Consider the following 22041-nt stretch of genomic DNA (forward strand, 5'->3'; position numbering starts at 1 on the left):
GAAACGGGAATGAGCGGAAAACAGATTTGGCAGGCCGGATTGTACGATGAAAAACTGGGTTTTGTAGCGGAATACGGAAAAGGCGTCGTGGAGCTGCTTGGCGCCAAACCGGGCGAACGGATTCTCGATCTGGGCTGCGGTACCGGGGATCTGACTCAGGAAATTTTCAGGTCCGGCGCGGAAGTGCTGGGCATGGACCTGTCGGAACCGATGGTGCAACAGGCGAGGAATAAATATCCGCAACTTAACTTCAGAGTGGGCAATGCCGAACATTTTGAGCTGGACGGTCCGGTGGATGCGGTGTTCTCCAATGCGGCCCTGCACTGGATGAAAAATGCCCGGGGCGCAGCCACCTCGGTTTGGAACGCCTTAAAACCCGGGGGACGGTTCGTTGCCGAATTCGGAGGAAAAGGGAATGTAGCTGCGATTGTCCAAAGCTTGGGAACGGTCCTGGAACAAGATTACGGAATGGATGCCGGGCCGCTCAATCCCTGGTATTTTCCCAGCTTGGGGGAATACAGCGCATTGCTTGAGGAGCTTGGATTCCGGATATCTTATGCGGCGCATTTCGACCGGCCTACCAAGCTGGGAGAAGACGAAGACGGCTTGATCCATTGGCTGAACGCATTCGCCGCCGGACCGTTTTTGGGGAGCTTTGAGGAAGTCGAGAAAAATAACGTTCTTCATAAGGTGGCGAAGCTAGCTAAAAAGGAGTTGTTCCGGGACGGAAGCTGGTATGCGGATTACGTACGTTTGCGGATCGTGGCCGTAAAGCGGCAGTAAAAATTAAAACACGGCTTTCCGAGGATACGGAAAGCCGTGTTTTTTATGATCTGTATAGGTTATAAGTTTATAAATACCGTCTTCATTTTCGGACTGTATTGGACATCAAGCCCAAGGCCGGCTATAAGCACGGCCAACGGAACATAGGTCTTCTGCTCTTGACCCACTTTGTGCAAGAATGCAGGCGTCGCCGTATCCACCTTGACTCCGTCCGCCGAAATTTGTTTTGCGCCTACCGGAATCACCACGGTCCGGCCCGCATAGGTAATCGTTGCGGTACCCGCCTTCGAGTCCCAACGGGACTGGCCGCCGACGGCGTCCGTGATATCTTTCAAGGCGACGAAGGTCTGGCCTTTTTTAAGCACCGGCGCATAAGGCGTGGACAGTTCCTTGCCTTTTACGACGATCGAGATTTCGGCTTTGCCCGATTTTGCCGCCGTCTCCAGGAAACCGCCCCAAATGTTTTGCGCCATGATTTTGGCGATTACTTCATAGCCCGACTGATTGGGATGCACATCTTCATTGAAAATATGCGTCAGCGACAATTCCTTCCCGACAAAGGCTTCGGCCACATGAACCGCCTTTACCTGCTTGCCTTCTTTCGCAAACGCGCTTGCCAGTTCATCCACGCCGGCGGTAAAACTGCCTGACGCTTTAATCAGCTGGTCATAGACCGCAGCCCCCGCCACTTTCGGCACCGGCTGATACTGGTCGGCCAACACGATTTGCGCATTCGGGTTGATCTCGGTCAAAAGAGTCAGGGTCTGCTGCACATTTGTCCGGTATGTATTCAGCAGTTCTGCGGCTTTGGCAGTAAGCTCGTCATTCGTCATATTCTTCGCTTCCAAAATCAGCGCCGACACATCGTTACCGCCGATCGTAATCGCGATGACATCCGCCTGTTCCAGCTTGGACTTGGCTTCAGCCGCTCCGGCGGCAAAACCGGCCAGGCGCGGATCGCGCAAACCTTCCTGAATGTCGCTAGCGGTAACCGCCTTGCCCTCATTGATGGCAGATACGTAGTTAAGCAAGCCGTCCGTCTTCAATCCCAAAATTCCGTAGTTAACCACTTCGGCCCGGCCATGGAACAATGCCTGCTCCTTCAACCGTTCCACATATCCATAGGGTACGGAGGCTTCGTTCATGCCCGGCTCGTATCCCGCCGTAATGGAATCGCCGAGCGCCACGATCAATTGACTGTCCGACTGGATAGCTCCGGCCTGAGCCCCGCTCCCGGTCGGGACGTCCGCTTGGGACTGGGTGGAAGATGCTAGCGCCGCTGCCCCGCTGCCCAGCACCAGGGCAGCGGTAAGCATGCCGGAAACCAGGATGCGGCTTTTATGTTTGACTTTGTTGTAATTCATAAGTTCACTCCTTCTATGAAATAAAATGATAGCTTGCTAGGACACCAAAAAGGCACCCGCGCTCACTCGGGGTGCCCCGGGACTAAAAACTGCAAGGCGGAATCATACGTCAATCCGGGTTGTTCCCTTTATCCGTATGTTCCGTTTTCTTCAAATAGTCGTCATAACGCCCGTCAATTTCCTTGGCCATACTGCGATATTTGCGCGTCTCTTCCACAATCGGATCGAGAGTGGTCTGCACCCGGATTTCATATTTCGGGGACAACCTCCTCCGCTCCTCTTCCCGGCGTTCTTCCTCACTGCTGTACTGGGGGTCCTCCAGCATTTCGCTTAGTTCTCTTTCGAGATCTTTGTTATCGCTCATTTCGTGGACGCTCCTTCCGGAAAAAGTGAATTCTTACGAGTCCGCTCCAATACTCTATAACCCCGTTGCACCGGCAGCTGTAACTGCATTCACCAATTGCTCCTGGATTTTGCCGTTGCTTGCGATTACGTTCCGGACTCCGATGTGATAAGGATGGCCTGCGGTATCCGTCACTATTCCGCCGGATTCCGTAACCAGCAGAGCTCCCGCTGCCGTATCCCAGGAATTCAGGTTTACTTCGTAGTAACCGCTCAGCCGTCCGGCCGCCACATACGCGAGATGCAGCGCGGCCGAGCCTCCGGCGCGAAGGCTGCGGGTCTGCTCCGACAGTGTCGTAATGCCTTTCAGATTTATTGGGGCCGCAACCTCGCGGTCCGGGTTAAAGCCGACGGCTATCACGCTTTCCGCGAGCAGCTTCTCCTCCGAAACCCGGGTCGGATTTCCGTGCATGTATGCTCCCTTTCCTTTTTCCGCGACGAACATTTCGTCCCGCACCGGATCGTAAATGACCCCTATGATCACTTCACCCTTGTAAGCGAGCGCAATCGACACGCAGAAGAAAGGAAATCCGTGCACAAAGTTTGTCGTTCCGTCCACCGGATCGATGATCCATAAATATTCGGATTTCTTAGCCTCGGCTACAGCCTGCGCGGAAGCCGCCGCTCCCGGAGCGACACCCTCTTCCCCCAAAATATCATGGTCCGGAAAATGGGTCAGGATCAGCTTGCGGATCATCGTCTCCGCTCCCTTGTCCACATCGGTTACCAGGTCTTGCGGGGAATATTTGGTGGCCAAATCCTTAACCAGGCCTAGCCGGCTCTTAATCCATTCCCCCGCTTTGGCCGCGCAATTGATCGCCACAGCCATCGAGCTTTTGCTGCCTACTACATAAGGAATACTAGGTTTGGATTCCACTTCTTTCACACTACTTTCTTTATTTTTTTCTGCTCGTACTCTATGAATCTTGTAAAATTTCCCTTTTTTAAACTATACGCCACCCGGTATGCAAAGTTGCGCCTTTTTGTCTGCCCGATGCGGAAAAGGGCGGCCTGTCCGGGGACCCGGGCAGACATTATATAAAAAGTCCGTACCCGGTATGCTGGCAAGCAGCAAAGCCGGAAACGAACTTTCACGAACTTCATGGTCTCGGTTTAGGCACCGACGATATTGTATCCGCCGTCCACATAAATGACTTCGCCGGTAATGCCCCGGGCCAGATGGCTGAGCAGGAACATTGCCGTATCACCCACTTCCGCCGTTTCCGTCGTTTTGCGGAGCGGAGCTTTTTCCTCAACTTGCTTCAGAATGGAGTTGAAATCGCTGATGCCCTTTGCAGCCAGCGTCCGGATCGGGCCGGCGGAAATCGCGTTGACCCGGATATTGCTCGGCCCAAGGTCATTCGCCAGATAGCGGACGGACGATTCCAACGCCGCCTTCGCTACGCCCATGACGTTATAGTTGCGCATAACGCGTTCCGCGCCCATATAAGTCATGGTCATAATGCTTCCGCCTTCGGTCATCAGCGGAGCCAGCCGCTGCGACACGGCCACGAGCGAATAAACGCTGATATCGTTCGCCAGCGCAAACCCTTCGCGCGACGTATCCACGAATCCGCCCGCCAAATCCTCGGCTTTGGCGAAAGCGATGCTGTGAACAATCCCGTGCAGCACGCCGAATTCAGTCCGCAGCGTATCCGCCAGCTTGTCGATCTCTTCATCGACCGTCACGTTGCACGGAAGAATGAGCGAGTTCGGTATGGTTTCCGCCAGCTTGCGTACGCGTCCCTCTACCCGTTCGCTCTCGTATGTAAACGCGAGGCGGGCACCTTGCTCCGCCAGGCTTTGGGCAATCGCCCAAGCAATGCTGCGGTCATTGGCAACGCCCATGACGATAATATTTTTTCCTGCCAACAAATCTCCCATGAATAAAAGGCCTCCTTTTCATCTTTGCCGCTTCGTTTTGTTCAACTTACCTCATTTCCCCAACTATTTCAAGGGTGAGCAGTACGGATTCAAGGTTGAATCCGCACGCTGGCCCCATCCAGTATTTCAACACCGTCTTCCTGGTAGCGGGCGAGGTCCTCCATCAGTGCGAACAGCGCGCCGTCCTTCAGCTTCGCTTCCAGCATCACATCGACCGCCTCCGTTCCTTTCGCGGCGATGTTCCGGAGAAAATGCAGCAACGGCCCGGCAATCACATGATCCGCATGACCACGGGGATCGCTCGCGCTTTTCGGACTGGAGGCGTGGATTTTCGGCGGAAGGGGTTCTTCTTTCGCGGAACCTGCCTGGGCAAACGGGCTTGTCCAAGTTTGCATGATCCGCGGCCACAGCTCCGCCGGGTCCTCGCCCTCATTGTTCACCCACTGATGGTGAATATCAAGCACCATCGGAAGGCCCAGCGCTTCGCAGATTTCCAGCGTTTCCGGCACGTTGAACGTCTTGTCGTCGTTCTCCAGCGTCAACCGTTGTTTGAAACGGTCCGGCAGGGCCGAAACCTGTTCCTTAAAACGCGCTCCGGCGGAAGGCTTGTCCCCGTAGGCTCCGCCCACATGGATGTTGTTCTTCGCCCTGCCGTCCATCCCCATCGCTTCCAGCATGTCGACATGGTACCCCAGATCCCGCTCCGAACTGCGGAGCACTTCCGGGCGCGGCGTGCTGAATACGGTAAAATGGTCCGGATGGAACGATACCCGAATCCCATGCCGCTTAACAAACTCCCCAACCTCGGCAAACGGTTCGCGCAACGCTTCAAAAGGATTCCAGTCCCGAAGCGCTTCATGGGTAGCCAGCGGAATCAACTTTGAAGAAAAGCGGTATACCCGGATGTCATGGGCCACATTGTGACGCAGCAACCGCAGCGTATTGCGCAAATTCTCCGCTGCAATCGACTCCAGCCGGCGGACCGCAGCTTCCCGGTCCGACAGGCCGCTAAAGGTTTTGTAAGTCATCGTCCGGGATGGCGAAGCGTTTCCTACCACCGTGGACATGGCGACATAGCCGAACCGGACGATCATTTGGACCCGGCTTCCCCGAAAAACATCTCATAGGCGAGCGCCGTCTGGACGGCGGATTCTTCATCGGTCAATTGACGAACCAGATCCAGCTCCACCGCCGTAACTTCTTCACCGTTAAAATTGATCTCGGCCACGCAGGCCGTGATCTTGACGATGGCTACCGCTTTATTGTCCGGCGTGTAGGCTATGACCTTCTGCCCAGTAGGGAATATCCGCAGCCCCTGCTTCCGCATTTTGCCGCGTCCGTATTCCAGCAGATCGTACAGTTCCTGTTCATTCTTGAATTTGCATACCGAATTGAATTCCGTTTGAAAGCCCATCGTCTCTCTTCCTTTCTCTTTGGAATCTGGATGCAGTGAAACGAAGGTATGCTTAAACCCCGTTTTCAAAGTTCAGATTTTGCCGCGTTTCAAAGCGTTCCAAGGCAAGTTCGATCAGCCGGTCGAGCAGCGCTTCATAGGATAAGCCGGTCTCGCGCCAGAGCAACGGATACATGCTGAACGGAGTAAAGCCGGGCATCGTGTTGACCTCATTGATCCAGATCGCGCCATCCGACTTTTTGACAAAAAAGTCAGCGCGGCACAAGCCGCTGCCGGCAATGGCCTTAAACGCCTTGACTCCCAGTTCGCGGACCCGGTCTGCAAGTTCCGTATCCAATGGGGCCGGAATCAGCATCTGCGATTTCCCGTCCAAGTACTTCGCCTGATAATCGTAGTATTCACCGGAGGAGACAATTTCTCCCGGAACCGATGCCAACGGCTCGTCGTTGCCCAGCACGCCGACCTCCACTTCACGGGCGTCGACGAATTCTTCGACGATGACCTTCACGTCATAACGGAACGCGAAGGCGATTGCCTGAAGCAATTCCTCTCTCGTTCTCGCTTTGGAGATCCCCACGCTGGATCCCAGGTTCGCCGGCTTGATGAAGCAAGGATACCCCAGCTTCTCCTCCATGCCCTGCAGGAGAGAATGGCTGTGCCGTTCCCATTCCGAGGCGGTGAAGTAGCAGTACTTGCATTGCTCCAGCCCCGCCTCCGCAAACAGTTTCTTCATGATGACTTTATCCATGCCCGCAGCCGAAGCCAGTACCCCGGCACCGACATAAGGCAGGTTCGCCATTTCAAACAATCCCTGAATCGTCCCGTCTTCCCCATTCGTACCGTGAAGCAGCGGAAAAGCGACGTCAATCTCCGGTTTGCCGGTGGCAAGTCCGCTGAACAGCAGGTTGATCGCTTCATTGGTCCCGCCGCCGTTCTCCGCATTCAGTTGGAGCTGCTCCAGCGATGCGAATGGCGAGGTCAGTCTGCTGCCGACTCTCCACTCTCCCTGTTTCGTAATATAAAAAGGAAGTAATTCATATTTCGCGTAATCGAACGCTTTTGAAACCGCAAAGGCTGTCTGCAGCGAAACTTCATGCTCGCCCGACTTTCCGCCGTAAATCAGCCCTACAGTTAATTTTTCCTGTCCCATGTGCATCCTCTTTTCAATAATTGTAACGGAACCAAAAGCGCGTCCCTCATAGTATGGTCAGAACCGGTCCGCAATATGGAAAAAACGATACACCGTATTTTCGTTCCAGGCGTAAGAGTCCCGGTAATCCCAATACCTGTGTTTGCTTGGCACCGTATGGGCATTCACCAAAGGCATGCCGCCTGCATCAAACGCCGTCACGATCGTGCTGTGCTGGTAGGACCCATTGCCGTCCCAGTCGTAAATGATGACATCCCCAAGCTCCAGCTGTTCCGGCCGGCTCACGAGTTCCGCACGGAGTCCTGATCCGCTGTTTGCCAAAAATCGTTCCAGCGCATTGGCGACCGACCAGCTGTAGCTCCAGGCTTCGCGCCCGCCGACGTATCCCTTGTACCACCAGCCCGATTCTCTTTTTCCAGTATAGTTTATTGGGCCACCGCCTGCAAAGAGGCACTGGGAGATATAATTGGTGCAGTCCACCTCAAAAGCGGCGAATTCCGGATTGAAACCGTCCCACCACCGGTCCGCATACAGAACGGCATCTTCGCGCCGGTAAGGCGTGCTGCGCAGTCCACCCCCGCCGAGTACTTCACGGTTCAGAAACGGCCTAGGCGTACGTGATTTCCCGCCGGAATCGTCGTTTCCGAAGCCGGCAGGCAGGGCTGTTGACGCGCTCCGTTCAGGAACGGGCTGGATCACGCGGGTGATGCTCCATTCGTTGCCTTCGCGCTGCAGTGTCAGGCGCTGCTTGACGATCCGCTCTTCCTGGTGGCGGGCACCGCCCTTTTCATAGTCCATTTTTTGCGCCAGGAGCATCTCCACTTCCAGTTCTCCTTCACGGTTCTCGATCTCCCGCAGCAGGCGTGCCCGGGTTTCGCAGCGGAGCGGAACGGCGCCCCGGCCCTGATACCACATCTCCAGCCTCCGTTTCTGTTCTCCGCGGCGTATTAAATAATCCAGATCCGTAATCAAGGTACTCTCACTCCGGACCCGATAATCGACCTCATCCTGATTGAACTCGTTCACATAGAGGGACAACGTTTTTTTCCATTCATCCGCCATCATTTGACCTCCTTTAGTCCACAACCGTACCCATCATAAGATTTATATGAGTCCGATGGACCGAGTATGTACCGGATGTACTGTAAGCCCATTCACCCGCGCCAATTCGGCAATCCGCAGACAAAATGGGAACAAAAAGTTCTTTACTCCCCGTCTGGAGGACGGTATACTTAATATAGTGAGTTTTTGAAATAGTGTTTCATCTAGTGAAACAAGGAGGTTCATTCATGTCAAAGAACGATTTTTTCTCCAGCAGCCGCACGCTCGAAGTCGGCGGCAAGAGCTATCGCTACTATGACTTGCAGGCTCTGGAGCAGCAAGGGCTGGGGAAAATAAGCAAACTGCCGTTTTCCATTAAAGTATTGCTTGAAGCCGCCGTCCGTCAGTTTGACGGAAGAGCGATTACGGAAGAACATGTGAAGCAAATCGCCGGCTGGAGCGAGGGCCGCGATGAGAACAAAGAAATTCCTTTTATTCCGGCACGGATCGTCCTTCAGGATTTTACCGGCGTTCCGGTCGTGGTCGACCTGGCCGCGATGCGCGACACCGTAAAGAAAGCGGGCGGAGATCCGAAACAGATCAATCCGCTTGTTCCCGTGGACCTGGTTATCGACCATTCCGTTATGGTTGATGCCTTCGGAACTCCCGAAGCGCTCGAATATAATATGAACGTCGAGTTTGAACGCAATGAAGAACGCTACCGTTTCTTGCGCTGGGCGCAAACGGCGTTCAACAACTTCCGTGCCGTACCTCCGGCTACCGGGATCGTGCACCAGGTCAACCTGGAATACCTCGCTTCCGTAGCCGCTACAAAGCAGGTTAACGGCGAAACGGTCGTATTCCCGGATTCCCTCGTGGGTACCGATTCCCATACCACTATGATCAACGGTCTCGGCGTCGTCGGCTGGGGCGTCGGCGGTATCGAAGCCGAAGCCGGCATGCTGGGACAACCGCTGTACTTTGTTGCGCCGGAAGTCATCGGCTTCAAGCTGACCGGCAGTCTGAGCGAAGGGGCTACGGCGACCGACCTTGCGCTTACGGTAACGCAAATGCTGCGCAAAAAAGGCGTCGTCGGCAAGTTTGTCGAGTTCTACGGCCCCGGCCTTGCCAACATCAGTCTTGCGGACCGCGCAACCGTAGCCAACATGGCACCGGAATACGGCGCAACGGTCGGGTACTTCCCTGTCGACCAAGAGACGCTGGCCTACCTGCGCAGCACCGGCCGCTCCGAAGAGCAGATCTCGCTGGTTGAAGCGTATTACAAGGCTCAGGGCATGTTCCGTACGAGCCAAACGGAAGATCCGGAATTCAGCGATCTTATCGAGCTGGACCTTGCTTCCGTCGTACCGAGCCTTGCCGGACCTAAACGTCCGCAGGACCGGATCGAGCTGACCGAGATGAAGGACAGCTTCAACGGCATTATCCGCACCCCGGTTGATAAGGGCGGATACGGGCTCAGCGACGACAAAATCGAACAAAAGGTACCGGTCAAGCACCCGAACGGCGAGTCCAGCGTTCTGAGCACAGGCGCGGTTGTTATCGCAGCGATTACCAGCTGTACGAACACCTCGAACCCGAGCGTTATGCTCGGTGCCGGCCTGCTGGCCAAGAAAGCGGTGGAACGCGGCCTCAAGAAACCGGGCTATGTGAAAAGCAGCTTAACCCCGGGCTCTCTGGTCGTTACGGAATATCTGCAAAAAGCCGATCTCATCAAGCCGCTTGAAGCGCTTGGTTTCCACGTAGCCGGCTACGGCTGCGCAACTTGCATCGGGAACTCCGGTCCGTTGCCGGACGAAGTCAGCGCGGCGATCGCGGAAAACGATATGACCGTTGCGGCCGTATTGTCCGGGAACCGGAACTTCGAAGGCCGGGTTCATGCCCAGGTCAAAGCAAACTACCTGGCTTCCCCTCCGCTTGTTGTAGCTTATGCCCTTGCCGGCACGGTTAATATCGATTTGCAAAACGATCCGCTGGGCTATGATCAAAACGATCAGCCAGTTTACCTGAAGGACATCTGGCCTTCTTCCGCGGAAATCAAGGAAGCGATCGGCTTGTCCGTCAGCCCGGAAATGTTCCGTGCCAAGTACGAAAACGTATTTACCCAGAACGAGCGCTGGAACGCCATTCCGGTTCCGGAAGGCGAATTGTACGAGTGGGACGAGAAATCCACCTACATCCAAAATCCGCCGTTCTTCGAAAAGATTAGCGACGGCTTGCAGGAAATCGCCGACATCCGCAGCTCCCGCGTGCTTGCCCTGCTTGGGGATTCGGTCACGACCGACCATATCTCGCCGGCTGGCAACATCTCGCCGACCAGCCCGGGCGGCATTTATCTGAGCGACCGTGGCGTCGCCCGCAAAGACTTCAACTCCTACGGCTCCCGCCGCGGGAACCATGAAGTCATGATGCGCGGCACGTTCGCGAATATCCGTATCCGCAACCAGGTTGCTCCCGGTACGGAAGGCGGCGTAACGAAACATCTGCCAACGGATACGCTGATGTCGATTTACGATGCTTCGATGAACTATCAGGCGGATGGTCAGAACCTGGTAGTCATCGCCGGCAAAGAATACGGCACGGGCAGCTCCCGCGACTGGGCTGCCAAAGGCACCTACCTGCTCGGGGTTAAAGCCGTCATCGCGGAAAGCTTTGAACGGATTCACCGCAGCAATCTGGTCGGCATGGGCGTACTGCCCCTGCAATTCCAGGAAGGCCACGGCTGGAACACGCTCGGCATAGACGGCACCGAAACGTTCGACATCGTCGGTCTGAGCAACGAAGTGAAGCCGGGTCAACAACTGACCGTCATCGCCACGCGCACGGACGGAACGCAGTTCGAATTCCCGGTAACCGCCCGCCTCGACAGCATGGTCGACGTGGACTACTACCACAACGGCGGCATTCTGCAAACCGTATTGCGTCAAATGATCGCGGAAGGCAAATAATAACCGCTGCAGCATATTAAAACCAAAGTGGCCGTGCGGGTATTAAACCTGCACGGCTACTTTTCGCTTTAATTTGGTGCTTCCGCGCCTATCGAAGCGAAACTATTCTGGTGAGCCTCTGAAACTATAAGAATGTATCAACTCGCCTCATACGGACATAAAACAAGGCTGCCCGGTTTCTATGAAACGGAGCAGCCTTTTCTATTTGTATCCAAACCTCATTCAACCCTTATCCCCACGCTCAACCCCCGGCACGACATTCCATTACCCGGTCGATCCATTCGCTAACCAAGGCCTGAAACAGACCGTGCTGCTCGATCTGCAAATTGTGTCCGGCGCGGTCCAGCATCACAAAGCTGGCCCGAGGATATTGTTGGGCGTACTCCCACTGATTCTTGTACCCGACTACATGATCCTGCCTTCCGGTAAGAATTAGCACGGGTTTCATATAGGGCTCTTGAAGCAACTCCGCATCCCAGGTCAAATCATAACGACGGCGGATTCGATCCAAAAAGTCTTGATCCGCTGCCTGAAGCCCGCTAAAAATTTCAGCTTTGAACCGCTCCCAGTTATACTCGTCCTGTACCACCTGAATTCCGAGAAATTCATCGATACCGGGTTCGTTCTCCAGCCGGGCAAGTGCGGACTTGTCTTTATAAATCGCGTTAAAAGGTGGCGCATCATGCAGCGCGATCCCTGCCGTAGGACAAATTAAGAGCATACCGTCGATTTGATCCGGCCTTTTGGACAGCAACGCTCTGGACAAATACCCTCCATAAGACTCTCCCGCCAGCACAAAGCGTTGACCGGGCAAGACTTTATCCACGAACTGTTCCACAAGGGCTAAAAATTCGTCCGTGCTCTGAATCCAATCCGCTCCCTTCGTCCTCCCCATGCCGGGCAAATCAAGGTAAATCCTTTGCCAGCCTGGCCGGTCTTTAAACACAGGCTCCATACAGCCGATCATCAACCGCCGATCGCATCCAAATCCGTGTACAAGCACAATGGGATGACCTGAACCATGAGTTTCATAGTCTATCGTAATCGAATCCGGAACGCATTCCAAAATAAACACCCTCTCGCGATATAAATATAGATAGCTATGAATTATTCTATTTCGATTAATACATAGATGTCTATATACTTTCGCAAAAAATATTCAGAACCTTTTGAGGACGCGTTTTAGCATATCTTCCAATTGTGCTTGTTCGTCCAGGGTCAAACCGCCGTAGATGACCTCATTCAATTGATTTGAAACCGCGCGAAACAACGGTCCGAGCTGCTCCCCCTTTTCGGTCAGACTGATCAAAGTCACCCGCTTGTCCTGCTCGTCCTTTCTCCTTTCCGCATACCCCAACTGTTCCAGTTTTCTGACCAAAACGGTAACTGTAGGCTGAGTACGGTTAATTTTCTCGGCTAACACGCTGATCGGCATTCCGTACGAATGAAAAAGCAATGAAAGAATGTCGCCGTGCGAGGGGACAATGTCCACAACGCCATTCTGTTCCAGCTCGGCTATGATCTTTTTATTCACGGCATCTCTAATTTTACTAATCATGGAAGCTGCATTATGTTCTATCATACCCCCATATTAATAATTCGCGGATTGAATATCAAGCATTTACACCTATAGTTACATCTGTTATATTATATGTATAACAGTTAGAACAAACAAAGGAGGCTTCTCTTGATTATTGAGCTTGATTTACAGTCTGAAGTCCCTATATACACGCAACTCGTCAACCAAATTATTGAGGGGATCGCCAGCGGGCAACTTCAACTTGGCGAACCGTTGCCTTCGGTACGCAGTCTCGCTTCCGATATCGGAGTGAATCTCCACACGGTCAATAAAGCCTACACCCTGCTCAAGCAGGACGGCTACATTCAGATTCATCGCCAGCGCGGCGTCGTCGTTGACCCGGACGGAATGCCGCCGGTCACGAAGGAATTTTCCGATAAACAGCACCGTGAGCTTAGACCCATTATTGCCGAAGCGATCTGCCGGGGGATGGGCAAAGAGCAGTTGCTGGACATTGTAGATCGCCTCTACAACGACATTACACAACAATGAGAGGAGAAATAAATGATGCATATCCTATCCGCCCTACTGCTTGTCTTGATGTTCGTACCGGTTCTGGCTTCCCTGGCGTTTATGCCTTATTTGACAAGGGAGACGGTCAGCTTCGGCGTATCCGTCAGCGAAGAGACCTACCGCAGCGAGCCGCTTCGCCGCATGCGCAAAGCGTATGCTTTGATCAGCCTAGGCATCTATACCGTCTTGTTCCTGCTCTGCATTTACAGTGCGGTTCAATCGAAAGGCAACTTGGAGCAAAACGGAGCCGTCGCCATTTATATTTCCAGCATGGTCGTCGTCTCGATCGCTTTAAACCTGATTTTTCACTTTAAAATGAAAAAACTTCGCCTCTCCCTCCCATCAATCCCGGCGAGCAAATCCGTACTTGCCGTAGATACAGGCTTCCGGCGGAACAAGCTGATTCTGTCAAACTATTGGTTTCTTATCCACGCCGCCGTCATCGTAGCCAGCATGCTTATGGTGCTGCTGAATTACGACAAGCTTCCCGCCACGATCGCGATGAAATTCGATTTTCAGGGACACATCGTCAACAGCGTGGCCAAATCATACTGGACTGTTCTTTTTCCTAATGTTGCGCAGATTTTGATGACTTTATTGTTTTTGTTCATTAACTGGAGTATTTTGAGAAGTAAACAACAAACCTACGCTGGAGATCCGGAGCGTTCCATTCGCCAAAACACCCTGTTTCGTCGCAGATGGTCGTTGTTTACGATTTTGTCCGGATTAGCCATGGTGTTGTTATTCTCCTTCATTCAGATCAATATGCTCCATCCGTTGGAAACGAGCGTCATGCTGTTCGTCAGCATCCTCATTCCCGCATTTGTCGTGCTGTTCGCTGGCATTCTCTCTTTCAACACAGGTCAAGGAGGTAGCCGGATCGGTCGTGCCAAGAGTGACCCTGGCTCCAAAGTGCAGCCGGTAAACGACGACGACTTCTGGAAATTAGGCAGCATTTATTTCAATCCCCAAGATCCCTCGATCTTCGTGGAAAAAAGATCAGGCATCGGATGGACGATGAACTTCGCCCATCCCGCCGGCTGGATCGTCCTTGGCGGTGTTTTGATCGCCATCGCGATCTCCCTTATTTTTTCGGTGTAATCCATCATTTATATATTCTCATTTTAGGAGGAAACTTCATGTCCAAAAAGAAAAAGATGCATTCCGCCGCCGCATTGACGCTGGCACTGAGCCTGACGCTTCCGGGGGCATCGGCCTTTGCTGCTTCCCCTGTCGCCGCCTCGCAAAGCGGCACGGCCCTTGTCCCCGTGCGCGAAACGGCTGCCGGGCTGGGAGCACTTGTCGAATGGAATCAACATGAGCAAACCGTTACCATTAAGAAAGGAGGCCATGTACTTGTTCTTCATGTAGGGAAAAAGCAGGCTTTGTTGGATGGGAAAGCAGTAACTTTAAATGAAGCAGTCCGGGTAGCGTCCGGCCATGTGCTCGTCGATTCCGCTTTTATCTCAAAAGTGCTCGCGGACGCCGAAACGCCGGGGGATCCCGCCGATGTCTTTATGGAACTGCTTAAATCCGGCCAGGGTGCCAAAGCAGCGGAATATGTCAGCCCATCTTCGGCTTCGGTTCTTTCGCCTCAACTCCTTAACATCCTTTGGTCCAATTATGCCAACGTATTCGGCCAAATCGGCGAGCAAACTGCACGTACCGAAAAAAACAATGCCATTCACCGGAACGTAACCTACACATTCCAAGCGGCCGCCGCACCGTTCAACTTTGTCCTGAGAATGAATCCGGAAGGACAAGTGGATGACGTCTACCTTGAAGCGGCGACTCCTTCGCTGTATCAAAAGCCGGCTTATGACAACACCGATGCTTATACCGAGCAGGAAGTTACCGTGGGCGACGGCACCTTGGCACTGCCGGGCACGCTCACGCTGCCCAAAGGAGACGGACCGTTCCCTGCGGTCATACTCGTCCAAGGCTCCGGGCCGCATGACCGCGACTCTTCCATCGGCGACGCCAAGCCTTTCCGCGACCTTGCGGCAGGGCTTGCTTCCCAAGGAATCGCTGTACTGCGATATGATAAGGTGACCTATGAGCATTCCCTCAAGGTTTCGTTGGATCCGAAATTCACCCTGAAGCGGGAAAGCGCGGATGACGCATTGTCCGCGGTGCAATTGCTGAAGGAAACCGCCAAGATCGACGGTTCGCGGATTTTCGTGGCCGGTCATAGCCAAGGCGCGTTCGTGATGCCGCTGATTCTGGACGGCGATAAGGGCGGCGATATCGCAGGCGCCATCCTGCTCTCCGGCCCAAGCGGCAAATTTGCCGATATTCTGGCGGAGCAGCAGAAGGAACTCGTGTCCCGCGTTAAACAATCCGGGCAGGACGCCACGCTTTACGAACAGCAAGCCGCCCAATATACGGCGATTGCCGATATGGTAAACGACCCGCAATACACGGTCGATAACATGCCTGCCAACTTCCCGCTCCAACCGGCTTACTGGTGGTTTGAGCAGAAAAATTACGTGCCGTCCGAGCTCGCCAAGAAGCAAACCGGCCCCCTTCTCATCCTGCAAGGAGAGAACGACTGGCAGGTCCCGTTAAAGCAGCTTGACGGCTGGAAGCAAGCGTTGAAAGGTCGCTCCGACGTCGAGTACAAGTCCTACCCGAAGGTCAACCATCTGTTGGCCGAGTATGACGGTATTTCAACCGGTACGGAATATTACCAGCCTTCCAACGTCTCCAAAAAAATCATTGACGATATCGCCGCTTGGGTGAAGAAGACGAAATAAGCATTTAATAAAAGCAAACAAGCCCCGCGTACAGGGCTTGTTTGCTTTCTTTGTTAATAGAACACTTCACCAATCTTACAATTGCCAAATTAACCGGAAAACCTCCAGCTAATTCCTACCTAAAAGACCATTTTTGAAGATTAACTGTATAACCTACAGGTAATTTCAAAGTATAAGGCCATTTCGAACGTAACCCGATAAATTAGCTGTATATTTTCTATCTATTTATCCGATCCGGGAACTTCCAGGGAAAACAACTGTAGAAAATACAGTTATTTTAAATGAAAATTCGAAAGCTAGTTCGTCTTTGATATTCACGATTACCATTCCCCTCGCATAATCAATACACTTCACGCATTCCGCTCCCATCAGCCAACGAGCGGACGCAAAAAAGCAGGCTGTCCTCCGCATTTCCGTTGTGGATCGACAGCCTGCTAATTTTCTTGGATATGTTACGAAATTAAGTATGAATCATCATTCCCATTTCCCGGGCCGCCTCGATCAGGACCGGGGCGAATTCCTTCAGCGTCTGCGGCGATAGCCGGCTGACCGGCCCGGAAACCGACAGGGCCGCGGCGATCTTGCCTGTCCGGTCAAAGATCGGAGCCGACACTGCAGCTGCGCCGGGCTCCCGCTCCTCATAGCTGGTGGCGTAGCCCAGCTTGCGGATTTCCTGGAGCTGCGCCACGTACGCAGTCCGATCGACAGCCGCCGGCCAGTCGGCAACCTCCAGCACGGTGCGGATGATCGCCTCTTCTTCGTAGGCGACGAGCACCTTGCTGGACGCACCGACATACAGCGGCAGCCGGGCCCCGACCTGAGCGACCCGGCGAATCGCCTGGTTGCTCTGTACCGCCTGAATCCGCAGCCGGTCGGTTCCGTCACGCAAATAAAGGCTGACCGTCTCCCCGAGCCGGTCACGAAGCTGTTCCATTTGCGGCAGGAGCAAAATCGCCGGGTCATCGTTATGGGACAGGTGTGCCGAAAGCTCCCATATTTTCAGCCCGAGACGGTACTTCTCCGTCGCCGAGTTGCGGATGACGAATCCCTTGTCCTCCAACGTGGTCAACAAACGATGAACCGTGCTTTTATGCAGCCCTATTTCCCCGGCAATCTCAGTCAAACCAAGATCGTCAGCCTTGGTAAAACACATCAATATATCAAGCGCCCGTTCTACGGCGCGCACAGTCAGCTTCCGATCTTCCATCAGGAAACCACCCCTCTATAAGTTTCACTACATGAAACGCGGTTACATAAATTATAAAGAACAAGACGGGGTTTCGTCAATGAAAGCCCAGCCAAATATACCCCCTGCATTGACATAATGACATCCTCGTCTTACGATAATTTTATGCATCATTCGTCCTGTTTCGACATTTTCCGATTATTCTGCTTGAATTCGGTTATGTATTAATTATTAAATTTGAACATTTCTTTTTCAAAGGGAAGCCTTGCTTTCCGGAACATATAATAAAATACGATTTGAATGAGGAGGGGGAACTATGAGCCAGAGCAGCCGAAGCGATCTTCCCCTGTCCGCAGGACTAAAAGGGAACGAGGCTCCCGCGCTCGAAATCAAGCACATCAGCTTTAAACATATTATCGTAGCTTTGTTATTATCGGTTCTGTTTTTCCTGATCTTTTGCTTCATTTCCCTCCACGGATATATCGCCTGGGTACTGTCCAATCCGACGGTAGCGCCGCTTTATTCCAACCCGAAGCTTTCGAAGAACCTGGAGTACGAAGATGTTGCCTTCCCCGCTGCGGACGGTAGTCGCATGATGCAGGGCTGGTATATCCCAGCTGCGGATTCCGGCAAAACGATCGTATTCAGCCATGGTTACGGGGCTAACCGCGAGGAAACCTGGATTCCGATGTACGATCTTGCCCATTACGCCCACCGACTGAATTTCAATGTGCTGATGTTCGATTACGGATTCGCCTCTCAAAACAGCAAGGAAGTGGCCACCGGCGGTAAAAAGGAAGCGCAGCAATTGCTGGGAGCCATTCAGTTCGTAAAGCAGCAGGGTAGCCAGGAAATCATCGTCTGGGGATTCTCCATGGGGGCCGGTACGGCCTTGCAGGCCGCCTTGACCAGCAAAGACATCGACGGAATGATTCTGGACAGCACCTTCCTGCTGGAACCGGATACGATGTATCATAATATCCGTCAGCATATCGATCTTCCCCGGCATCCTTCACTGGAGATTATCGGAATGCTGCTGCCGGTACTAAACGGTACGAGTCTGCGGCAAATTCCATATCCCGCGGTCAAGTCACAGGATTATCCGTTCCCGGTTCTCTTTATCCATGGAACGGAAGATGAAAAAGCCCCTTACCCGATTGCCGAAAAACTGGCGGAAAACCAGACTAATCCGGCATCCGGGGTCTGGATCGTAAAAGGATCGCACCATGAGCTGATTTTCCGCGAACATCCTAAAGAATATCTGCGTCTCGTATCTACGTTTCTCAGCCAAGTCGGCCAGCTCCAGGCAGCAGGTCAAAGCTCTGCGGGAAGCGGTAATTAGACTTTGGGCAAGCGGCGGACAGACCGTACCATCCGCTTCGTACCATACCGTTTTACCGTCAAGGCTCGTATCGAACTGGCATAGGCCAACCCATCCCCGGAATAGACTGGTTACAACGATTACATTCCGAGGAGGTATTAACCGATGCTGTTCGTTTACGGGCCTTATTTGCCTGTCCGCATCCTGGAAGAAATCCGTTTCTGGAAAGAGCAGGAAACGGAACACACCGATGTAATCAAAGCGATCATTCCCACTTTGGAGCCAAATTTCGTCAAGCTGTTGGATGAGTGGAAGCAGGTTTTCGCCTCCACCCAGGAGGCGGCAGACCGTCTGCTCCAATACGGAGTTGCCTCTAAAGAAGCTGCTTGCGATCCCCAACTGATCAAAGAAACGGAGCGGATTCTGGAAGCGTCGGTCCGCCAGTCCAAGGAGTTTATCCGGCAGTTGTACTTCATTCTTGACCAAAGCGCAGCGGCGAAATCCATCCCGTTGGCTAAAACCGTACTGCTTCACATCATCCGCGAATCGGAGTATTTCCTTGGAGTATTGGAAACGCTCAACGGCCCCGGAAAGCTTGCCGATCACATGAAGGGTTCCCCTTCGATTATCGATCCTTACCGGCCTGATACAGAGGAACCGATTTCTTCGCTTTCCGCTCAAGAGGAAACACTTGCCTCCAGTCACCAATCCGCCTCCGCCACCATTTCATTCGCACAGGAACAATTGCAATACGGCCGCAGCGAAACGGAGAATTCCGCTGACCCCGCGGGATCGGAGCAAGCCCGGATCAACAATCGCCCCGTTCCTATCGGCGGGCACACGCTTCCTCCGCTTCCCTATCCCTACAACGCGCTTGAACCTTATATCGACGAAAAAACGATGCGCATCCATCACGACAAACATCATAAAACCTATGTCGACGATTTGAACAAAGCGGAGAAAAAACTTCAGGAAGCGCGCAAATCCGGCAATTTCGATCTGGTCAAACACTGGGAACGGGAGCTTGCCTTTAACGGTGCCGGACATTATCTGCATACGATCTTTTGGGACATCATGAACCCGAAGGGCGGCGGTAAACCGGAAGGCGAACTGCTTGAGCAAATCAAACGCGATTTTGGCAGCTACGAAGCTTTCCATAAGCAATTTTCCAACGCTGCCGAAAAGGTCGAAGGCGGCGGCTGGGCGATCCTGGTCTGGAGCCCGCGCAGCCATCGGCTTGAAATTCTTACGGCGGAGAAGCATCAGAACCTGTCGCAATGGGACGTCGTACCGCTCCTTCCGCTGGATGTCTGGGAACACGCTTATTATTTGAAGCACCAGAACAACCGCAAGGATTACATCACCGACTGGTGGAACGTCGTTTATTGGCCGGCCGTTGCGTACCGTTACGAAAAGGCAAGAGAATTGAAATGGCAGCCGTATTAACGGCTGCCATTTTTATCGCTCGCTCCCAGACGCCCCGCGGCGGATGGTCAATTTGCCGGCTTTCCGATCAGCATCGTCCCTTGTTCCCCGGCGACGATAAACTTCTCCCCGTCCCAGATCACATCGGTGGTCAAATCGCGCTTGGTGACTTGGACCGATGGGGTATAATTCAGTCCGTCATAGGAATAGAACATCTTCCCGTGATCTTCTCCGTCGCCCCACGCCGAAGCAACGTAAAGCTTACCGTTCCAGGCTAAATTGCTTAAGCGTTTATCATTTTGCTTGACCTTCCAGTTCACCCCGTTGGCGGAAACGGCCACAGTCGAGTTGGCGCCGATGACGGCAAATTGTTTCCCGTTCCACACGATATCCCGCAAGGTATCGTCAGGCCCCCAGTAATTGTTCTTGGTGTTTAAATCAATATTGACCTTTTTCCAGGAGGCGGTATTCGGCGAACTATACAATAAGCCGCCGTTTTCCCCTTGCGGATTAGGCGCGCGCAACCCCAGGAGGGTGCTGCCGCCTTGAACGATTTTCTCCATCGTGATTGCGGAAGAAGTCACATTACTCCAATTGACCCCGTCCTTGGAGGTGATATAACCCCCGTTCACAGCAGCATAAAATTGCTGGTTCACCCAAGAGATGCCGAATACCGTTTTTACGCCGGACGGGAATTTTTTCGCTTCCCATACCCCGGGTGCGGGGGAGTAATAATACTGGCTGCGGTCCGTCGTCCCTCCGCCGGTAGTCATTCCGTAGCCGTAAGCAATTACGGTTCCGTTTCCGGAAGCCAGTTCGGACCAGAACATGAATGTAGGCACGTCCTCCATCTCGGTTAGCGTCCAGTCATACCCATTACTCGATTCCCAAATGGATCCCTTATCGACAAGAAAGCTGATGTACTGCGACCCCGTTGCTACATACCGTCCTTTACCGTCATAGACGAGATTCGTGAAATCGACCGGCTTTTTCGTACGGACAAGACTCCAGTCCGCTGCACCTTCCACATTTTCGCCGAAATGCTCATTGGTCAAGATCAGCCCGTCTTCGGCAACGGCAATATGCTGTTTTCCGTCAAAGATTACTTTATAAATAACTTGGTTAATAAACCCGGCTAGCGAATTTTCGTAGTTTACATAATTGTCGCTCGATTGCCAGGTTTCCAGCGTGGCGGACCGCAGCGTTGTACCAAACTCGCCCAGTCCCAAATACTGTTGGCCATCCCATACGATCGAATCAACTTCTCCGTTAGAAGACAAATCGCTTTTGAATACTTTCCATTGAAGGCCGTCTGTGGAAGAATACAGGGCGTTTGCCCCTGCATCGTTATTTCCAAGCGCAATAAAGCTATCATTATGGATAAACAGATCCCGGAGCCCTTTATTTCCGGCAGGAATTCTTGCCTCCCAGACCCCGCCCGTAGCCGGTGCGGTGAAAGTTACCTGACCTGCGATAACTGCATATTTGGAGCCGTTGAAAGCTATTTTTTCAGGATCCGAGGGATAAATGCCCGAATTCAATTTTTTCAGCTTATTGGCATCATATTTAAGGGGAGCGATGCTCCATTGGATGCCATCCGCGGACGTTGCCGTAAACGCCTGAACAACTATGGTAGGGGAATCTTTCTTTACCGCCAACTTCCAGGTTCCCACAGAGGCATAACGTTTCCCGTCCCAAATAACATGGCTAAAATGCAAATCGGCCAGTCTAACTTTCTGTCCCCAACCTACCGAGGTATAGAGTTTGGGGTAGGTGGCGTCATAGTACCGGTAAAAATCCCGCTGCGCCGGCGGATTCATCAGTCGGCCCACCGACCAGACTGCCCCATCCCTGGAAGACAGCAGACTCCCGTCGCTGCCTGCGGCTACAAACTGGCTTCCATTCGTTGCTAGCGACTCCAAATCGCCGATGGTCGGTGATTTGGAAGACGTCCACTGCTTTCCGTCCATGGAGCGAAGAATCGTACCGTCGCCCCCCACTGCGACATAAACTTGATCCTTGTTAATTGCAATATCCTTCAAATCGTTGGACTCCAGTGCGGATAAGGTCGACCACTGTATTCCGCTGGCATCCTTCCCCGCCGCCTCGGCAACCGGAGCCGCTTGAAACGCAAGCCCGCAGACAAGCCCGAGCGACAGCAAAAAAATCATCATTCTACCCATTCTACTTCCAACTCTTTTCCTCAACATGTCCCCTCCATTTAGTTAAGCTACCGACCTTATTCGACACATTCCGC

General features: G+C 53.1%; 19 protein-coding genes. 7 read left to right on the top strand and 12 right to left on the bottom strand.

The features are described 5' to 3' along the window. Positions 1–9: 9 nt before the first annotated feature. Positions 10–783, top strand: a complete 774-nt coding sequence (locus ACLB09_RS15790; RefSeq protein ID WP_410770817.1) for a class I SAM-dependent methyltransferase — start codon at positions 10–12, stop codon at positions 781–783. A gap of 59 nt (positions 784–842) precedes the next feature. On the opposite strand, the gene ACLB09_RS15795 is transcribed toward ACLB09_RS15790, so the two are convergent. The 8 genes from ACLB09_RS15795 to ACLB09_RS15830 form a co-directional block, all read right to left on the bottom strand. Continuing rightward, the gene (locus ACLB09_RS15795) at positions 843–2147 is read right to left on the bottom strand and encodes a stalk domain-containing protein (protein WP_410770818.1); all 1305 of its coding nucleotides are present in this window, start codon (positions 2145–2147) and stop codon (positions 843–845) included. 109 nt (positions 2148–2256) lie between these two features. Further along, positions 2257–2511, bottom strand: a complete 255-nt coding sequence (locus ACLB09_RS15800; protein ID WP_410770819.1) for a hypothetical protein — start codon at positions 2509–2511, stop codon at positions 2257–2259. A gap of 54 nt (positions 2512–2565) precedes the next feature. Continuing rightward, complete coding sequence (locus ACLB09_RS15805; RefSeq protein WP_410770820.1) at positions 2566–3426, bottom strand: inositol monophosphatase family protein; 861 nt, start codon at positions 3424–3426, stop codon at positions 2566–2568. Positions 3427–3662: 236 nt separating this feature from the next. Then, positions 3663–4433, bottom strand: a complete 771-nt coding sequence (fabI, locus tag ACLB09_RS15810) for an enoyl-ACP reductase FabI (RefSeq protein ID WP_410770821.1) — start codon at positions 4431–4433, stop codon at positions 3663–3665. 89 nt (positions 4434–4522) lie between these two features. Continuing rightward, complete coding sequence (gene uvsE / locus ACLB09_RS15815) at positions 4523–5527, bottom strand: UV DNA damage repair endonuclease UvsE (RefSeq protein ID WP_410770822.1); 1005 nt, start codon at positions 5525–5527, stop codon at positions 4523–4525. Continuing rightward, positions 5524–5847: a hypothetical protein gene (locus tag ACLB09_RS15820; RefSeq protein ID WP_410770823.1), complete on the bottom strand. Its 324-nt coding sequence runs from the start codon at positions 5845–5847 to the stop codon at positions 5524–5526. Before ACLB09_RS15820 ends, uvsE begins: the two co-directional genes overlap by 4 nt. 52 nt (positions 5848–5899) lie before the next feature. After that, positions 5900–6997 carry a D-alanine--D-alanine ligase gene (locus ACLB09_RS15825; RefSeq protein ID WP_410770824.1) on the bottom strand — a complete coding sequence of 366 codons (1098 nt, stop codon included), beginning with the start codon at positions 6995–6997 and terminating at the stop codon, positions 5900–5902. Between the two features lie 57 nt (positions 6998–7054). Then, entirely contained in the window at positions 7055–8059 is a 1005-nt protein-coding gene (locus ACLB09_RS15830; RefSeq protein ID WP_410770825.1) for an amidase domain-containing protein, read from the bottom strand. Positions 8060–8286: 227 nt separating this feature from the next. Here ACLB09_RS15830 and acnA point away from each other — a divergent pair, with 227 nt between their 5' ends. Beyond that, positions 8287–11004 carry an aconitate hydratase AcnA gene (gene acnA, locus ACLB09_RS15835; protein WP_410770826.1) on the top strand — a complete coding sequence of 906 codons (2718 nt, stop codon included), beginning with the start codon at positions 8287–8289 and terminating at the stop codon, positions 11002–11004. Between the two features lie 241 nt (positions 11005–11245). On the opposite strand, the gene ACLB09_RS15840 is transcribed toward acnA, so the two are convergent. Both ACLB09_RS15840 and ACLB09_RS15845 read right to left on the bottom strand, forming a co-directional pair. Beyond that, complete coding sequence (locus ACLB09_RS15840; RefSeq protein WP_410770827.1) at positions 11246–12070, bottom strand: alpha/beta fold hydrolase; 825 nt, start codon at positions 12068–12070, stop codon at positions 11246–11248. Between the two features lie 93 nt (positions 12071–12163). Next, a complete protein-coding gene (locus tag ACLB09_RS15845) occupies positions 12164–12586 on the bottom strand; it encodes a MarR family winged helix-turn-helix transcriptional regulator (protein ID WP_410770828.1) in 423 nt (140 codons plus the stop codon). Between the two features lie 105 nt (positions 12587–12691). On the opposite strand from ACLB09_RS15845, the gene ACLB09_RS15850 reads away from it, so the two are divergent. From ACLB09_RS15850 to ACLB09_RS15860, 3 genes are read left to right on the top strand one after another with little or no spacing between them, the layout of a single operon-like run. Beyond that, positions 12692–13075, top strand: coding sequence for a GntR family transcriptional regulator (locus tag ACLB09_RS15850; protein ID WP_410770829.1), 384 nt, complete (start codon positions 12692–12694; stop codon positions 13073–13075). A gap of 12 nt (positions 13076–13087) precedes the next feature. Further along, positions 13088–14197, top strand: a complete 1110-nt coding sequence (locus ACLB09_RS15855) for a DUF1648 domain-containing protein (protein WP_410770830.1) — start codon at positions 13088–13090, stop codon at positions 14195–14197. 38 nt (positions 14198–14235) lie between these two features. Continuing rightward, on the top strand, positions 14236–15852 hold the full coding sequence (locus tag ACLB09_RS15860; protein ID WP_410770831.1) for an alpha/beta hydrolase family protein: 1617 nt from the start codon (positions 14236–14238) through the stop codon (positions 15850–15852). 460 nt (positions 15853–16312) lie between these two features. Here ACLB09_RS15860 and ACLB09_RS15865 read toward each other — a convergent pair whose 3' ends face one another. Then, positions 16313–17059 carry an IclR family transcriptional regulator gene (locus tag ACLB09_RS15865; protein ID WP_410770832.1) on the bottom strand — a complete coding sequence of 249 codons (747 nt, stop codon included), beginning with the start codon at positions 17057–17059 and terminating at the stop codon, positions 16313–16315. A 295-nt stretch (positions 17060–17354) separates the two neighbouring features. Here ACLB09_RS15865 and ACLB09_RS15870 point away from each other — a divergent pair, with 295 nt between their 5' ends. Beyond that, positions 17355–18380, top strand: coding sequence for an alpha/beta hydrolase (locus tag ACLB09_RS15870; protein WP_410770833.1), 1026 nt, complete (start codon positions 17355–17357; stop codon positions 18378–18380). 144 nt (positions 18381–18524) lie between these two features. Beyond that, complete coding sequence (locus ACLB09_RS15875; RefSeq protein WP_410770834.1) at positions 18525–19805, top strand: Fe-Mn family superoxide dismutase; 1281 nt, start codon at positions 18525–18527, stop codon at positions 19803–19805. A gap of 47 nt (positions 19806–19852) precedes the next feature. On the opposite strand, the gene ACLB09_RS15880 is transcribed toward ACLB09_RS15875, so the two are convergent. Beyond that, on the bottom strand, positions 19853–21967 hold the full coding sequence (locus ACLB09_RS15880) for a beta propeller repeat protein (RefSeq protein WP_410770835.1): 2115 nt from the start codon (positions 21965–21967) through the stop codon (positions 19853–19855). Positions 21968–22041: the final 74 nt, after the last annotated feature.

This window comes from Fontibacillus forbon (assembly GCF_046559655.1).
Classification (GTDB): Bacteria; Bacillota; Bacilli; order Paenibacillales; family Paenibacillaceae; genus Fontibacillus.

Bases quoted from the DNA above. Each gene is read 5' to 3' on its own strand.
- ACLB09_RS15790 (WP_410770817.1), top strand. From the start codon at position 10: ATGAGCGGAAAACAGATTTGGCAGGCCGGATTGTACGATGAAAAACTG.
- ACLB09_RS15795 (WP_410770818.1), bottom strand. From the start codon at position 2,147: ATGAATTACAACAAAGTCAAACATAAAAGCCGCATCCTGGTTTCCGGC.
- ACLB09_RS15825 (WP_410770824.1), bottom strand. From the start codon at position 6,997: ATGGGACAGGAAAAATTAACTGTAGGGCTGATTTACGGCGGAAAGTCG.
- ACLB09_RS15875 (WP_410770834.1), top strand. From the start codon at position 18,525: ATGCTGTTCGTTTACGGGCCTTATTTGCCTGTCCGCATCCTGGAAGAA.
- ACLB09_RS15820 (WP_410770823.1), bottom strand. From the start codon at position 5,847: ATGGGCTTTCAAACGGAATTCAATTCGGTATGCAAATTCAAGAATGAA.
- ACLB09_RS15800 (WP_410770819.1), bottom strand. From the start codon at position 2,511: ATGAGCGATAACAAAGATCTCGAAAGAGAACTAAGCGAAATGCTGGAG.
- ACLB09_RS15870 (WP_410770833.1), top strand. From the start codon at position 17,355: ATGAGCCAGAGCAGCCGAAGCGATCTTCCCCTGTCCGCAGGACTAAAA.
- uvsE (WP_410770822.1), bottom strand. From the start codon at position 5,527: ATGATCGTCCGGTTCGGCTATGTCGCCATGTCCACGGTGGTAGGAAAC.
- ACLB09_RS15830 (WP_410770825.1), bottom strand. From the start codon at position 8,059: ATGGCGGATGAATGGAAAAAAACGTTGTCCCTCTATGTGAACGAGTTC.
- ACLB09_RS15845 (WP_410770828.1), bottom strand. From the start codon at position 12,586: ATGATAGAACATAATGCAGCTTCCATGATTAGTAAAATTAGAGATGCC.
- fabI (WP_410770821.1), bottom strand. From the start codon at position 4,433: ATGGGAGATTTGTTGGCAGGAAAAAATATTATCGTCATGGGCGTTGCC.
- ACLB09_RS15855 (WP_410770830.1), top strand. From the start codon at position 13,088: ATGATGCATATCCTATCCGCCCTACTGCTTGTCTTGATGTTCGTACCG.
- acnA (WP_410770826.1), top strand. From the start codon at position 8,287: ATGTCAAAGAACGATTTTTTCTCCAGCAGCCGCACGCTCGAAGTCGGC.
- ACLB09_RS15880 (WP_410770835.1), bottom strand. From the start codon at position 21,967: ATGGGTAGAATGATGATTTTTTTGCTGTCGCTCGGGCTTGTCTGCGGG.
- ACLB09_RS15860 (WP_410770831.1), top strand. From the start codon at position 14,236: ATGTCCAAAAAGAAAAAGATGCATTCCGCCGCCGCATTGACGCTGGCA.
- ACLB09_RS15865 (WP_410770832.1), bottom strand. From the start codon at position 17,059: ATGGAAGATCGGAAGCTGACTGTGCGCGCCGTAGAACGGGCGCTTGAT.